General features: G+C 61.6%; 14 protein-coding genes. All 14 read left to right on the forward strand.

All coding sequences use genetic code 11. From position 1 onward, the window contains the following. The first annotated feature begins 56 nt into the window (after window positions 1-56). The 14 genes from flhA (at window position 57) to J7655_RS08890 (ending at window position 14,210) form a co-directional block, all read left to right on the forward strand. Window positions 57-2,180 (forward strand): flagellar biosynthesis protein FlhA, encoded by a 2,124-nt coding sequence (flhA, locus tag J7655_RS08825; RefSeq protein WP_230927700.1) that lies wholly within the window; start codon window positions 57-59, stop codon window positions 2,178-2,180. Window positions 2,181-2,191: 11 nt separating this feature from the next. After that, entirely contained in the window at window positions 2,192-3,502 is a 1,311-nt protein-coding gene (gene flhF, locus J7655_RS08830) for a flagellar biosynthesis GTPase FlhF (protein ID WP_230927432.1), read from the forward strand. Between the two features lie 90 nt (window positions 3,503-3,592). Continuing rightward, complete coding sequence (gene fleN / locus J7655_RS08835) at window positions 3,593-4,423, forward strand: flagellar synthesis regulator FleN (protein WP_230927433.1); 831 nt, start codon at window positions 3,593-3,595, stop codon at window positions 4,421-4,423. Next, entirely contained in the window at window positions 4,420-5,166 is a 747-nt protein-coding gene (fliA, locus tag J7655_RS08840; RefSeq protein ID WP_230927434.1) for an RNA polymerase sigma factor FliA, read from the forward strand. The genes fleN and fliA overlap by 4 nt, the downstream gene beginning before the upstream one ends. Before the next feature lie 98 nt (window positions 5,167-5,264). Continuing rightward, the gene (locus J7655_RS08845) at window positions 5,265-5,639 is read left to right on the forward strand and encodes a chemotaxis response regulator CheY (RefSeq protein WP_169968482.1); all 375 of its coding nucleotides are present in this window, start codon (window positions 5,265-5,267) and stop codon (window positions 5,637-5,639) included. A 19-nt stretch (window positions 5,640-5,658) separates the two neighbouring features. Further along, entirely contained in the window at window positions 5,659-6,447 is a 789-nt protein-coding gene (locus tag J7655_RS08850; protein WP_230927435.1) for a protein phosphatase CheZ, read from the forward strand. Window positions 6,448-6,459: 12 nt separating this feature from the next. Beyond that, on the forward strand, window positions 6,460-8,658 hold the full coding sequence (locus J7655_RS08855; RefSeq protein WP_230927436.1) for a chemotaxis protein CheA: 2,199 nt from the start codon (window positions 6,460-6,462) through the stop codon (window positions 8,656-8,658). Between the two features lie 44 nt (window positions 8,659-8,702). Then, window positions 8,703-9,839: a protein-glutamate methylesterase/protein-glutamine glutaminase gene (locus J7655_RS08860; protein WP_230927437.1), complete on the forward strand. Its 1,137-nt coding sequence runs from the start codon at window positions 8,703-8,705 to the stop codon at window positions 9,837-9,839. Between the two features lie 25 nt (window positions 9,840-9,864). Continuing rightward, window positions 9,865-10,605 carry a flagellar motor protein gene (locus J7655_RS08865; protein ID WP_230927438.1) on the forward strand — a complete coding sequence of 247 codons (741 nt, stop codon included), beginning with the start codon at window positions 9,865-9,867 and terminating at the stop codon, window positions 10,603-10,605. 12 nt (window positions 10,606-10,617) lie between these two features. Then, complete coding sequence (motD, locus tag J7655_RS08870) at window positions 10,618-11,427, forward strand: flagellar motor protein MotD (protein ID WP_230927439.1); 810 nt, start codon at window positions 10,618-10,620, stop codon at window positions 11,425-11,427. A gap of 82 nt (window positions 11,428-11,509) precedes the next feature. Next, window positions 11,510-12,298 (forward strand): ParA family protein, encoded by a 789-nt coding sequence (locus J7655_RS08875; RefSeq protein ID WP_230927440.1) that lies wholly within the window; start codon window positions 11,510-11,512, stop codon window positions 12,296-12,298. Between the two features lie 86 nt (window positions 12,299-12,384). Beyond that, the gene (locus J7655_RS08880; RefSeq protein WP_230927441.1) at window positions 12,385-13,209 is read left to right on the forward strand and encodes a CheW domain-containing protein; all 825 of its coding nucleotides are present in this window, start codon (window positions 12,385-12,387) and stop codon (window positions 13,207-13,209) included. A gap of 95 nt (window positions 13,210-13,304) precedes the next feature. Continuing rightward, window positions 13,305-13,784: a chemotaxis protein CheW gene (locus J7655_RS08885; protein WP_003243242.1), complete on the forward strand. Its 480-nt coding sequence runs from the start codon at window positions 13,305-13,307 to the stop codon at window positions 13,782-13,784. Between the two features lie 3 nt (window positions 13,785-13,787). After that, window positions 13,788-14,210, forward strand: a complete 423-nt coding sequence (locus tag J7655_RS08890) for a DUF2802 domain-containing protein (protein ID WP_147810698.1) — start codon at window positions 13,788-13,790, stop codon at window positions 14,208-14,210. The last annotated feature ends 21 nt before the right edge of the window (window positions 14,211-14,231 follow it).

The raw sequence follows: 14,231 nt of genomic DNA on the forward strand, positions 1-14,231 counted from the left end.
GACGCACTCTCGCGTCAAAAGATTGAATGGGTTGGGGTAGTCACGTGGCATTCAACATTAATCGCTCGCAGATCATCGGAGATGCTCGTGGCAACCTGGCAGGGTTGCGCCAGGGCAGTCTGGGCATTCCTCTGCTGCTGCTGGCGTTGCTGGGCATGGTCACGCTGCCGGTGCCGCCGCTGCTGCTCGACACGCTGTTCACTTTCAACATCGCGCTGTCGATTGTCGTGCTGCTGGTCGCGGTCTACGCACTCAGGCCACTGGACTTCGCGGTATTCCCCACCATCCTGCTGGTCGCGACCTTGCTCCGTCTGGCGCTCAACGTGGCGTCTACCCGGGTTGTGCTGTTGAACGGTCAGGAAGGCCCGCATGCGGCCGGTAAGGTCATCCAGGCTTTCGGTGAGGTGGTGATCGGCGGTAACTATGTGGTCGGTGTGGTGGTTTTCGCCATTCTGGTGATCATCAACTTCGTGGTCGTGACCAAGGGTGCCGGGCGTATTTCCGAAGTGAGCGCACGCTTCACTCTCGATGCCATGCCCGGCAAGCAGATGGCCATCGATGCCGACCTCAATGCCGGTTTGATCGACCAGAACGAAGCCAAGAAACGGCGTAGCGAAGTAGCTCAGGAGGCGGATTTCTACGGCTCGATGGATGGTGCCAGCAAGTTCGTGCGTGGCGATGCCATCGCCGGCCTGTTGATCATGTTCGTCACCCTGATCGGTGGTATGGCCATTGGCATGCTGCAGCACAGCCTGAGCTTCGCCGATGCGAGCAAGATCTACGCGTTGCTGGTGATCGGTGACGGTCTGGTGGCGCAGATCCCCTCGCTGCTGCTGTCGACTGCCGCTGCGATCATGGTCACCCGCGTGTCCAGCTCCGAGGACATGGGGCAGCAGGTCAACCGGCAGATGTTCGCTTCGCCGCGTGCCCTGGCCGTGGCGGCGGCCATCCTGATTGTCATGGGTCTGGTGCCGGGCATGCCGCATATCTCCTTCATCAGCCTGGGCCTGATTGCTGGCGGCGCCGCCTACTGGATCGCCAACAAGAAGCGCAGGGCGCAGGAGGCCGAGCAGCAGGAGGTGCAGCGGCAGCAGGAGCTGATTCCGGCGCAGAAGGCGCAGGAGGTCAAGGAGCTGGGCTGGGATGATGTCACGCCCGTGGACATGGTCGGTCTGGAGGTCGGCTACCGTCTGATTCCCCTGGTGGATCGCAACCAGGGCGGGCAACTGCTGGCACGAATCAAGGGGGTGCGCAAGAAGTTGTCGCAGGAGATGGGCTTTCTCATGCCCTCGGTGCATATTCGCGACAACCTCGACCTGGCGCCCAACGCCTACCGCTTGACGCTGATGGGCGTCAGCGTGGCCGAGGCCGAGGTTTATCCGGATCGCGAACTGGCGATCAACCCCGGCCAGGTGTTCGGCCCGCTCAATGGTATTGCCGCCAAGGATCCGGCGTTCGGTCTGGAGGCCGTGTGGATCGACGCCAATCAGCGTGATCAGGCGCAATCGCTCGGCTACACGGTGGTCGATGCCAGCACGGTGGTCGCCACTCACCTCAACCAGATCCTGCACAAGCATGCCCACGAGCTGCTCGGGCATGAGGAAGTGCAGCAACTCATGCAGTTGCTGGCCAAGAGTTCGCCGAAGCTGGCCGAAGAGCTGGTGCCAGGCCTGGTGTCGCTGTCGACGCTGCTCAAGGTGCTGCAGGCGCTGTTGCAGGAGCAGGTACCGGTACGCGACATCCGTACCATCGCCGAAGCCATCGCCAACGTCGCACCGAAGAGTCAAGATCCCGCCGCCATGGTCGCCGCCGTGCGGGTGTCGCTGGCCCGCGCAATCGTGCAAAGCATCGTGGGACTAGAGCCGGAGCTGCCTGTGATCACCCTGGAACCAAGGTTGGAACAGATATTGCTTAATAGTCTGCAGAAGGCCGGTCAGGGCAGCGAGGATGGCATCCTCCTCGAACCGGGCATGGCCGAGAAGCTGCAGCGTTCCCTGGTGGAAGCGGCGCAGCGCCAGGAAATGCTCGGCAAGCCGGTGATTCTGCTGGTGGCCGGGCCCGTCCGGGCGATGTTGTCGCGCTTCGCGCGGCTGGCGGTACCCAGCATGCATGTGCTGGCCTACCAGGAAATTCCGGACAACAAGCAGGTCACCATAGTCGCTACGGTCGGCCAGAACTGAGGTAAAGGGTCATGCAGGTCAAACGCTTCTTCGCTGTCGATATGCGGACCGCCATGAAACTGGTGCGTGACGAACTGGGCGCTGATGCCGCGATCATCGGCAATCGCCGTGTCGCCGGTGGCGTCGAGCTGACTGCTGCGCTGGATTATCAGGTGCCGGCACCCGTGCGTCCGAACCCGGCGCTGGAAGCCGAGCTGCGCAAGACCCAGGCACGCATTGCCAGTGCCCAGGCCGAGCTGAGCACGCGTGCAGTACAGGATGCCGGCAAGGATCGCCAACTGTTCGCCAACGAGTCGTTGTTGGCGCCCGAGCTGCCGGCAACTCCGGTCAAGCCGCAGCGCCCGCTAGACGTTGCCGCACCTGCCGCGCCTGCGGTCGATCCCCGTGCCCTGGAGGCCATGCGTTTCGAGCTGCACGGCCTGCGTGAGCTGATTGAGGTGCAACTGGGGTCGATCGCCTGGGGACAACTGCAGAATCGTCGTCCGCAGCAGGCCAATCTGTGGCGTCGCCTGCAGCGCATGGGGCTTTCTGCCGAGCTGTCGCAGGCCCTGCTGAGCAAGGTGGCGGGCGTGGCTGAACCGCGCCAGGCCTGGCGCATGCTGCTGGCGCACCTGGCACACGCGATCAAGACACCCAAGGTGGAGCCGTTGGAGGAGGGTGGGGTCATTGCACTGGTCGGCCCGGCCGGCATGGGCAAGACCACGACACTGGCCAAGCTGGCCGCACGCTATGTGCTTAAGTACGGCGCGCAACAGGTCGCCCTGGTGAGCATGGACAGCTTTCGCATCGGCGCGCAGGAGCAGCTCAAGACCCTGGGGCGCATTCTTGGTGTTTCGGTGACTCAGATCGACCCTGGTCAGTCTTTGCTGCAGGCAATGGCGCCCCTGAGCAAGAAGCGTGTGGTGCTGGTCGATACTGCCGGCCTGCCCGGCAATGATCCGGCGCTGCGCCTCCAGCTGGAAAGCCTGGCCTCGCCGCGCATCAGGGCGAAGAATTATCTGGTTCTGGCTGCAACCAGTCAGAGTCAAGTGCTCAAAGCCGCCTACCATAGTTACAAGCGCTGCGGTCTTGCTGGCTGCATACTGACGAAACTGGACGAGGCCGCAAGCCTGGGCGAGGTTTTAGGTCTGGCTATAGGCCAGCAACTGCCGGTAGCCTATGTGGCAGATGGTCCGCGCATTCCTGACGATCTGCAGGTACCGCGCAGTCATCAGCTGGTCAGCCGTGCAGTCGGTCTGCAGGCTGCCGAGGAGCCGAGTGAAGAGGCCATGGCGCAGATGTTCGCCGGTCTCTACCACAACCCGGCGCAGCGCGCCGGCTGAAATAGCGGCAGTGTTGCACCCTCTCGCGCAGGTGCGTGGGAGTGAACGGCCCGAGGGCCACGTCGAAGTTAGACAAGGTGTAAAGAGAACATGGGTATGCATCCCGTACAGGTGATCGCAGTGACCGGCGGCAAGGGCGGTGTTGGCAAGACCAACGTATCGGTCAATCTGTCCATGGCCCTGGCTGACCTTGGTCGTCGGGTGATGTTGATGGACGCCGACCTGGGCCTGGCCAATGTCGATGTATTGCTGGGCCTGACCCCCAAACGCACCCTGGGCGATGTGATTGCCGGTGAGTGCGACCTGCGCGACGTCCTCCTGCAGGGGCCGGGCGGTATCCGTATCGTGCCGGCTGCCTCCGGCACGCAGAGCATGGTCAGCCTCACGCCGATGCAGCATGCCGGGCTGATCCAGGCCTTCAGCGACATCAGCGAGAACCTCGACGTGCTGGTGATCGACACCGCCGCCGGCATCGGTGATGCCGTGGTCAGCTTCGTCCGTGCCGCTCAGGAAATTCTCGTGGTGGTCTGCGATGAGCCGACCTCGATCACCGATGCCTATGCGTTGATCAAGCTGCTCAACCGTGACCACGGCATCAGTCGCTTCCGCGTTCTGGCCAATATGGCCCATAGTCCGCAGGAAGGCCGCAATCTGTTTGCTAAGCTGACCAAGGTGACGGATCGCTTCCTCGATGTCGCCCTGCAGTATGTTGGCGCCGTGCCCTACGATGAGTGTGTGCGCAAGGCCGTGCAGAAGCAGCGCGCCGTCTATGAAGCCTTCCCTCGATCCAAGTGCGCTCTGGCGTTCAAGGCGATCGCTCAGAAGGTCGATACCTGGCCGTTGCCGGCCAATCCCCGTGGCCATCTGGAGTTTTTCGTCGAGCGTCTGGTGCAACAACCGACTGCAGACTCGGCCATATGACAGCAGCCTCCGGACTTCGTATGTATAACAAGGCTCAGGCGCAGGACTCCCAGCACCAGTTGATCGAGCGCTATGCGCCGCTGGTCAAGCGTATTGCCTACCACTTGCTGGCACGTCTGCCCGCCAGTGTGCAGGTCGATGACCTGATTCAGGCCGGCATGATCGGCCTGCTCGAAGCCTCGCGCAAATACGACTCCAGCAAGGGGGCCAGTTTCGAGACGTTCGCCGGTATTCGCATTCGCGGCTCCATGCTCGACGAAGTGCGCAAGGGCGATTGGGCGCCACGTTCGGTACACCGCAACAGCCGTATGGTCAGCGACGCGATTCGTGTCGTTGAAGCAAGAACCGGACGCGACGCTAAAGATCACGAAGTTGCGGCCGAACTCCAATTGAGTCTGGAGGATTACTACGGCATCCTTGGCGACACTTTGGGCAGCCGCCTGTTCAGTTTCGACGACCTGCTGCAGGACGGCGAACACGGCGGTTTGCACGAAGACGCCGGGCATACCCACCTCGAACCTTCGCGGGACCTCGAAGACGAACGCTTCCAGGCGGCTTTGGCCAATGCCATTGCCGGTCTGCCTGAGCGTGAACGTCTGGTGCTGGCGCTGTATTACGATGAAGAACTGAACTTGAAGGAAATCGGTGAAGTGCTGGGGGTTAGCGAGTCGCGCGTCAGTCAGATACATAGTCAGTGTGCGGCGCGTTTGCGCTCGCGACTGAGTGAATGGCGTACAGGCTGAAGGCAACGCTCTCAGGCATTAGCGGTTTTCACGATTAAAGAACGTAGTTGCACGCGCAATACGTTTGGGACTGTACGGAGGTCGACTTGGACAAGAACATGAAAATCCTCATCGTTGACGATTTTTCGACGATGCGACGGATCATCAAGAACCTCTTGCGTGACTTGGGTTTTACCAACACCGCAGAAGCCGACGACGGCACCTCGGCACTGCCGATGCTGCAAAGCGGCAGCTTCGATTTTCTGGTGACCGACTGGAACATGCCCGGTATGACTGGCATCGACCTGCTGCGCGCGGTGAGGGCCGATGAGCGCCTCAAGCACCTGCCGGTACTGATGGTGACCGCTGAGGCCAAGCGCGATCAGATTATTGAGGCGGCCCAGGCCGGGGTGAACGGTTATGTGGTCAAACCCTTCACTGCCCAGGTGCTGAAGGAAAAGATCGAAAAGATCTTCGAGCGGGTAAACGGCTGATGTCAGCCGCGAGGGTGCTATGGAACACGATGACTCCACTGTGGGCGACCTCGAGTCGACCCTGAAAAGCAATGCCCGCGATCTGGTAGATAGCCTCGAACAAGGCAATTTCGGAGCCGCGATACAGCTGATCAACGAGCTCAACAAGGTTCGTGATCACGGTCTCTATCATGAGGTTGGCAAGCTCACCCGTGAGCTGCACAACTCCATCGTCAATTTCCAAATCGACCCGCGCATGCCGCATGCCCAGGAGCTGTCACAGATCGCCGACGCGACCGAGCGCCTGAACTACGTCGTGACCATGACGGAAAAAGCCGCCAACCGCACCATGGATCTGGTCGAGCAGAGCGCCCCGCTGGTCAACGATCTGAGCGATGAAGCACAGAGCCTGAGCATCGAGTGGGGCCGCTTCATGCGTCGTGAAATCAGTGCCGACGGTTTTCGTGAGCTGGCCAAGCGCGTCGAGCTGTTCCTCGCCCGCAGCGAGCGCGACGGTGCCAAGCTCTCTGCGCACCTCAACGACATTTTGTTGGCGCAGGATTTCCAGGACCTTACCGGTCAGGTGATCAAACGCGTCACGCAACTGGTGACCGAAGTCGAAAGCAACCTGCTCAAGCTGATGCTCATGGCCAGTCAGGTCGACCGTTTTGCCGGTATTCAGCACGACCACGAAGCGCTGCGTACCGAACGGGAAAAATCAAAAGAGCCATCGCGGGGTGAAGGTCCGCAGATTCATGCCGATAAGCGTGATGACGTCGCCTCCAGTCAGGACGATGTCGATGACCTGCTGTCCAGCCTGGGCTTTTAAGGAGCACACAATATGAGCTTCGGCGCCGATGAAGAGATTCTCCAGGATTTCCTGGTAGAGGCCGGCGAGATTCTCGAACAGTTGTCCGAACAGTTGGTCGAGCTGGAAAGCCGGCCGGACGACATGAACCTGCTCAACGCCATCTTTCGCGGTTTCCATACCGTGAAGGGCGGGGCGGGCTTCCTCCAGCTCAATGAGTTGGTGGAGTGCTGCCATATCGCCGAAAACGTCTTCGACATCCTGCGTAAGGGTGAGCGGCGCGTCGATTCGGAACTCATGGATGTGGTGCTCGAGGCTCTTGATGCTGTCAACGGCATGTTCGGCGAGGTGCGTGAGCGCCGCGAGCCGACGCCTGCTTCCCCAGAACTGCTGGCAGCCCTGGCGCGTCTTGCCGAGCCTGGTGGTGCGGCAGAGGCGGCAGTGCCGGCTGCGGCTGAGGCGGAACCCGAAGCTGAACCGGTCTCTGCGCCGGTGGCATCGGGCGACATCACCGACAGTGAGTTCGAACAGCTGCTCGGTGCGCTGGGTGAGGCGCCGGCTGCTGAAACGGCCGAGTCAGGTGCGGCGGCCGATGAGATCACCGACGACGAGTTCGAGTCGCTGCTCGACCAGTTGCATGGCAAGGGCCAGTTCACCGTCACAGCCGAGGTTGCTGCGGCGCCTGCTGCCGCCCCGGCCGGTGATGAAATTACCGATGACGAGTTCGAAGCACTGCTCGATCAGTTGCACGGCAAGGGGCAGTTCGCTGTGCCGGCCGCACCTGCTGAGCCGGTGGACGTTGTTGCCAGCACGCCTGCCGCTGCGAGCGACGATATCACTGACGATGAGTTCGAGTCGTTGCTCGATCAGTTGCATGGCAAGGGCAAGTTCGTGCCGCCGAGTGATCCGGCTCCGGCACCTGCTGCCGCTGCTGCCAAACCTGCTGCGGCATCGAAGCCCGACGCGCCGGCCAAGCCAGCCCCGGCCAGGGCCGAGCCTGCTGCGCCTGCCCGTGCCCCTGCTGCGCCGGCACCTGCTGCCGACAAGGCGCCTGCGGCGAGCGAGGCGGAAACCACCGTACGGGTCGATACCGCACGCCTCGATGAAATCATGAACATGGTCGGCGAGCTGGTGTTGGTGCGTAACCGTCTGGTTCGCCTGGGACTCAACAGCGGCGACGAGGCCATGGCCAAGGCCGTGTCGAACCTCGATGTGGTCACGGCCGATCTGCAGACCTCGGTCATGAAGACCCGCATGCAGCCGATCAAGAAGGTGTTCGGCCGCTTCCCGCGCCTGGTACGCGATCTGGCGCGCAACCTGAAGAAGGAAATCAACCTCGAGCTGGTGGGCGAGGAAACCGACCTCGACAAGAACCTGGTCGAGGCGCTGGCTGACCCGCTGGTGCACTTGGTGCGCAACGCCGTCGACCATGGTGTGGAAACCCCGGAAGAGCGCGAGAAGGCTGGCAAGTCCCGTGCTGGGCGCGTGGTGCTGTCTGCCGAGCAGGAAGGCGACCACATCTTGTTGTCGATCACCGATGACGGCAAGGGGATGGACGCCGACGTGCTGCGCGCCAAGGCCGTGGAGAAAGGCCTGCTGGACAAGGATGCGGCTGATCGCCTGAACGAGTTCGAATGCTACAACCTGATCTTCGCTCCGGGCTTCTCGACCAAGACCGAGATTTCCGACGTATCCGGCCGTGGTGTCGGCATGGATGTGGTGAAAACCAAGATTTCCCAGCTCAATGGCACGGTCAACGTGTTCTCGCAGAAGGGCCAGGGCTCGAAGATCATCATCAAGGTGCCGCTGACCCTGGCGATCATGCCGACGCTGATGGTGATGCTGGAGAACCAGGCCTTTGCCTTCCCCTTGGTCAACGTCAACGAGATCTTCCATCTCGACCTGTCACGCACCAACGTGGTCGACGGCCAGGAAGTGGTGATCGTGCGCGACAAGGCGCTGCCCCTGTTCTATCTCAAGCGTTGGCTGGTGCCGCAGGCTTTCCAGGAGGAACAGCGCGAAGGCCATGTGGTGATCCTCACCGTGGGCAGCCATCGCATCGGCTTTGTCGTCGATCAATTGGTCGGTCAGGAAGAAGTGGTAATCAAACCACTGGGCAAGATGCTGCAAGGCACGCCCGGCATGTCCGGCGCCACGATCACCGGTGACGGACGCATCGCGTTGATTCTCGACGTACCGAGCATGCTCAAGCGCTACGCTCGACGTTTCTGATGTTTCGCGGCATGGGCTGAGGCCCATGCCGTTTAGGAGTGTGTATGGTAGTCAAGGTTCTGGTGGTGGACGACTCCGGCTTCTTTCGCCGGCGCGTTTCGGAGATTCTGTCTGCTGATTCCAGCATTCAGGTCGTGGGTACGGCCACCAATGGGCGTGAGGCCATCGATCAGGCGCTGGCGCTCAAGCCGGACGTGATCACCATGGATTACGAGATGCCGATGATGGACGGCATCACCGCTGTGCGAAACATCATGCAGCGCTGTCCAACGCCGGTGCTGATGTTCTCCTCGCTGACGCACGAAGGGGCTCGTATCACGCTCGATGCCCTGGATGCCGGGGCGGTGGATTTTCTGCCGAAGAATTTCGAGGACATCTCGCGTAACCCCGAGAAGGTCAAGCAGATGCTGTGCGAGAAGGTGCACAGCATCGCGCGCAGCAATCGGCGTTTCAGCTCGGCTGCAGTGGCGCCGGCGCCGACTGTGGCCAGCCCGAATGCGGCGCCGATTAGCCGTCCTGCTGTCTCGACACGACCTGCTGCACCGGCTCCCGCTGCTCCTGCGCGTCCGGCATCATCTGTCGGTGGTGCCGCCCCTACGTCATCCGCGCCCAAGCGCAAGGCTTACAAGCTGGTTGCCATCGGCACCTCGACCGGTGGCCCGGTGGCTCTGCAGCGTGTGCTGACCCAGCTACCGGCGAATTTTCCAGCGCCCATCGTACTCATCCAGCATATGCCGGCCGCGTTCACCAAGGCCTTTGCCGAGCGCCTGGACAAGCTGTGCCGCATTCAGGTCAAGGAAGCCGAAGACGGCGATATTCTGCGGCCTGGTCTGGCGCTGCTGGCACCTGGCGGCAAGCAGATGATGGTCGATGCGCGCGGTGCGGTGAAAATCCTCCCGGGTGACGAGCGTCTCAACTACAAACCCTGTGTCGATATCACCTTCGGTTCGGCCGCCAAGTCCTATGGTGACAAGGTACTGGCCGTGGTACTCACCGGTATGGGCGCCGATGGCCGCGAGGGTGCGCGTCTGCTCAAGCAGGGCGGGAGCCAGGTATGGGCGCAGGATGAGGCCAGTTGCGTGATTTATGGCATGCCCATGGCGGTGGTCAAGGCCAATCTGACCGATGCCGTCTACAGCCTCGATGACATTGGCCGGCATCTGACCGAGGCCTGCCAGTGAACAGTGTTGATGCGGAAACCTGCGCATGGATGTACTGAGCCTTATTGGCGTCATCCTGGCGTTCGTTGCCATTCTGGGCGGCAATTATCTTGAGGGTGGGCATGCTAGTGCCTTGCTCAATGGCCCGGCCGCGCTGATCGTCATCGGTGGCACCTTGGGTGCAGCGTTTCTGCAGGCGCCCGTGCAGGTATTCAAGCGGGCCATGGGGATCCTGCGCTGGATTTTCTTTCCGCCGCGTATCGATCTGCCCGGTGGTATCAATCGTGTGGTTGGCTGGAGCATGGTGGCGCGCAAGGAAGGCCTGCTGGGGCTTGAAGCGGTCGCCGATGCCGAGCCTGATCCCTATGCGCGCAAGGGGCTGCAGTTGCTGGTCGACGGCGCCGAGCCGGAATCCATTCGCAGCATTCTCGAAGTCGACCTCTATACCCAGGAAGCGCGTGATATCCAGGCTGCCAAGGTATTCGAAAGCATGGGCGGCTACGCGCCGACCATCGGCATCATTGGTGCTGTAATGGGGTTGATTCATGTGATGGGCAATCTGGCCGATCCGAGCATGCTCGGCAGTGGCATTGCCGTGGCGTTCGTCGCCACCATTTATGGTGTGGGGTTCGCCAACCTGCTGCTGTTACCTGCAGGCAACAAGCTCAAGGCCATTGCCATGCGTCAGTCGCGCTACCGCGAGATGCTGCTCGAAGGCATCCTGTCCATTGCCGAGGGAGAGAATCCACGCTCCATCGAACTGAAGCTGCAAGGCTTCATGGACTGATGGAGGGATGGCATGGCACGCAGGCGGCATCATGAAGAGCACGAGAATCACGAGCGTTGGCTGGTGTCCTACGCTGACTTCATCACCCTGTTGTTCGCCTTCTTCGTGGTGATGTACTCGATTTCCTCGATCAACGAAGGCAAGTACAAGATTCTTTCCGATTCGCTGACGGGCGTGTTCAACCAGCCGGATCGTTCGATCAAGCCAATTCCGGTTGGCGAAGAGCGGCCGCGTACCAGTCAGCCGGATGATACCGCCATGGACGATCCCAGTTCGGACTCGACCCTGCAGAGTATTGCCTCCAGCGTGCGTGAGGCCTTTGGTGAGTTGATCCAGGCCGATCAGCTGACCGTGCGCGGCAACGAAATGTGGATCGAGATCGAACTCAGTTCCAGCTTGCTGTTTCCCAGCGGTGATGCCATTCCGAACAACCAGGCGTTCGATATCATCGAAAAGGTGGCCAAGATTCTGGCGCCTTATCAAAACCCGGTTAAGGTCGAGGGCTTCACTGACAACCTGCCGATTCAGACGGCTCAATATCCAACCAACTGGGAGTTGTCGGCTGCGCGGGCGGCGAGCATCGTACGCATGCTGGCGATGGATGGTGTCGACCCTTCGCGTCTTGCCGCTGTCGGCTATGGTGAGTTCCAGCCGGTAGCCGACAACGCCACGGCCGAGGGCCGGGGGCGGAATCGCCGAGTCGTGCTGGTGATTTCACGCAACCTCGAAACACGCCGCAGTGATGGACCTGCCGCGACCCAGCAAAGTGGGGCTGGCACGCAACCTGCACCGCCGTCTGCGTCGGGGGTTCCACAGTCGTGAAGCCGTCAAATTCCAGTCGCTTGCTCCGTGGCAGTGACGCCATTCTCGGCCTGAGCGCCTCTTGCCGGGAGGATAAGAGAACATGAAAGTCTGGGCAGTAGCCAATCAGAAGGGAGGGGTCGGCAAGACCACCACCTCCATTGCCCTGGCAGGCCTGTTGGCCGATGCCGGCAAGCGTGTAGTCGTGGTCGATCTCGATCCGCATGGGTCGATGACCAGTTACTTCGGCCATGATCCCGATACCCTGGAGCACAGTTGCTTCGACCTGTTCCTGCACCAGGGTAACGTGCCGCAAGGCCTGCCCAAGCAGCTGTTGCACAGCACCAGCCATGAAAATATCGCCTTGCTGCCGTCAAGCACTGCGCTGGCCACGCTGGAGCGCCAGTCGCCGGGGCAGAGTGGTCTCGGTCTGGTGATCGCCAAGAGCCTGGCGCAGCTGTGGGAGGATTTCGATCACGCCATCATCGACAGCCCGCCATTGCTTGGCGTGCTGATGGTCAACGCACTAGCCGCCAGCCAGCAACTGGTGATTCCGGTGCAGACCGAGTTTCTTGCGGTCAAAGGCCTGGAGCGGATGATCACGACACTGGCGATGATCAACCGTTCGCGCAAGCAGGCCTTGCCCTACACCATCGTGCCGACGCTGTTCGACCGTCGTACCCAGGCCTCCATGAGCACCCTGCGGGTGCTGCGCAATACCTACCCTGATCATCTGTGGCCAGCCTACATTCCGGTGGATACGCGCTTGCGTGATGCCAGCCGGGCCGGGCGGACGCCTTCGCAGTTCGATGCGGGCAGCCGTGGCGTGATCGCCTATCGGGCACTGCTCAAGCATCTGCTCAGCCATCAGAATGCAGCGCAGGTGGCCTGAGATGAGCATCTGTGTCGACTGGCTCGTCTCAAGTCTGGGCATGCTGCGGCCGATATGCTGTCAAGCTCTTATCCCGGGTTTCCGTCATGAGTCGTGATCTCGCCACTGCCACACGTTCACAGCTGGCTCTGCAGTCCTATCTCGATGGCCTGCTGCAGGAGGCTGCTGCCGAACTGGAGATGTCTGTCAGCCTCGATGAGTTCGAAGCTGCGGTGCTCGAGGAGCAGGTGCGCGATGCCCGGCTGGTCGAGGCGATAGCGCCTGCTGTTGCGCCCGTTATGCGTGCAGCGGTGGTCGAGCCTCCGGTTGAGGTCGCCACCGTGCCGGTAGAGTTGCCTGCGCCCGTATTGGCGCCGGCCATCGAAGATGCGCCGCCAGCGGTCGCCACCCCTGCCGGGCAGGCCCCGCAACCGGCTGCCTTGCTGGCTGATGGTCGTCCGGCCTGGGCTGAGGAACCCTTCGAGTGTCTGCTGTTCGATGTGGCGGGGCTGACGCTGGCCGTGCCGCTGATTTGCCTGGGCTCGATCTACCCGCTCGAAGGCCAGGAGCTGACGCCGCTGTTCGGTCAGCCGGAGTGGTTTCTCGGTATTCTGCCCAGCCAGTCCGGTAACCTGAAGGTGCTGGATACGGCGCGTTGGGTGATGCCGGATCGTTACCGTGATGACTTCCGTGAAGGGCTGCAATACGTGATTTCGGTGCAGGGCTACGAGTGGGGGCTGGCGGTGCATCAGGTCAGCCGCTCGATTCGTCTGGATCCGGACGAGGTCAAGTGGCGCAGCCAGCGCAGCCAGCGACCCTGGCTGGCCGGTACGGTGATCGAGCATATGTGTGCCTTGCTCGATGTGGCGGCGCTGGCCGAGCTGATTGCCAGCGGCGCGGCGAAACGCCTGCATGGCGGAAAAGTGCATTGAGAATTGGTGGGTTCGTGCCAACGGGCTCTATAGTTGATGAAAAGCGGGTCGACCCGCACATGCCGCGCTGAGCGGTTTTTGATGAGGCTAGGGACATGAAGAAAAGTTCTGCACAAGGCGCCGAAGATCCGATTCTGCAGTGGGTGACCTTTCGCCTGGACAACGAGACCTACGGCATCAACGTGATGCAGGTTCAGGAAGTCCTGCGCTATACCGAGATTGCCCCTGTGCCGGGCGCGCCGAGCTACGTGCTGGGTATCATCAACCTGCGCGGCAATGTGGTCACCGTGATCGATACCCGCCAGCGTTTCGGTCTGGGTTCGGCACCGGTGACCGACAACACCCGTATCGTCATCATCGAGGCGGACAAGCAGGTGGTCGGCATTCTGGTCGACAGCGTGGCCGAAGTGGTTTACCTGCGTCAGTCCGAGATCGAGACGGCACCGAACGTCGGCAACGACGAGTCGGCCAAGTTCATCCAGGGCGTCTGCAACAAGAACGGCGAGCTGCTGATTCTGGTCGAACTGGACAAGATGATGTCCGAAGAAGAGTGGTCGGAGCTGGAGAGCATCTGAGCCATGTCCGAGTTTGCCATGCTGGCTGCGGCCCTTGCCTTCGTGGCGCTGCTCTGCGTGGCATTGGGCATCGTCTGCCATGGCCTGCAGCGCAACCAGCAGCGTCTGCTGGCTGAGCAGGCCAAGCGTGATGCCGTGCGCGATGCTCGGATCAAGGAGCTGGGTAAACGGCTGGATGCCTACCTGACCGGCAGCATTCGCATGGGCGAAGAGTTGCACGAGTTGCGACGTGTGGTGGCGCCGCTGCCGGACAAGGTCAGCCAGATCGAGCAGCGCGACCCCAGTAGCCTGTCCTTCACGCAGGCCGCACGTCTGGTGGGCATGGGCGCCAGCGTCGAGGATCTGACCCAGTCCTGTGGGTTGAGCAAGGCCGAGGCCGAGCTGATCAGTCGCCTGCACAAGCCCAAGGCCGGCCAGGCGCAATAGAGCCCTTACGGTGCCGATCCC

It is taken from the genome of Pseudomonas wenzhouensis (assembly GCF_021029445.1).
GTDB lineage: Bacteria > Pseudomonadota > Gammaproteobacteria > Pseudomonadales > Pseudomonadaceae > Aquipseudomonas > Aquipseudomonas wenzhouensis.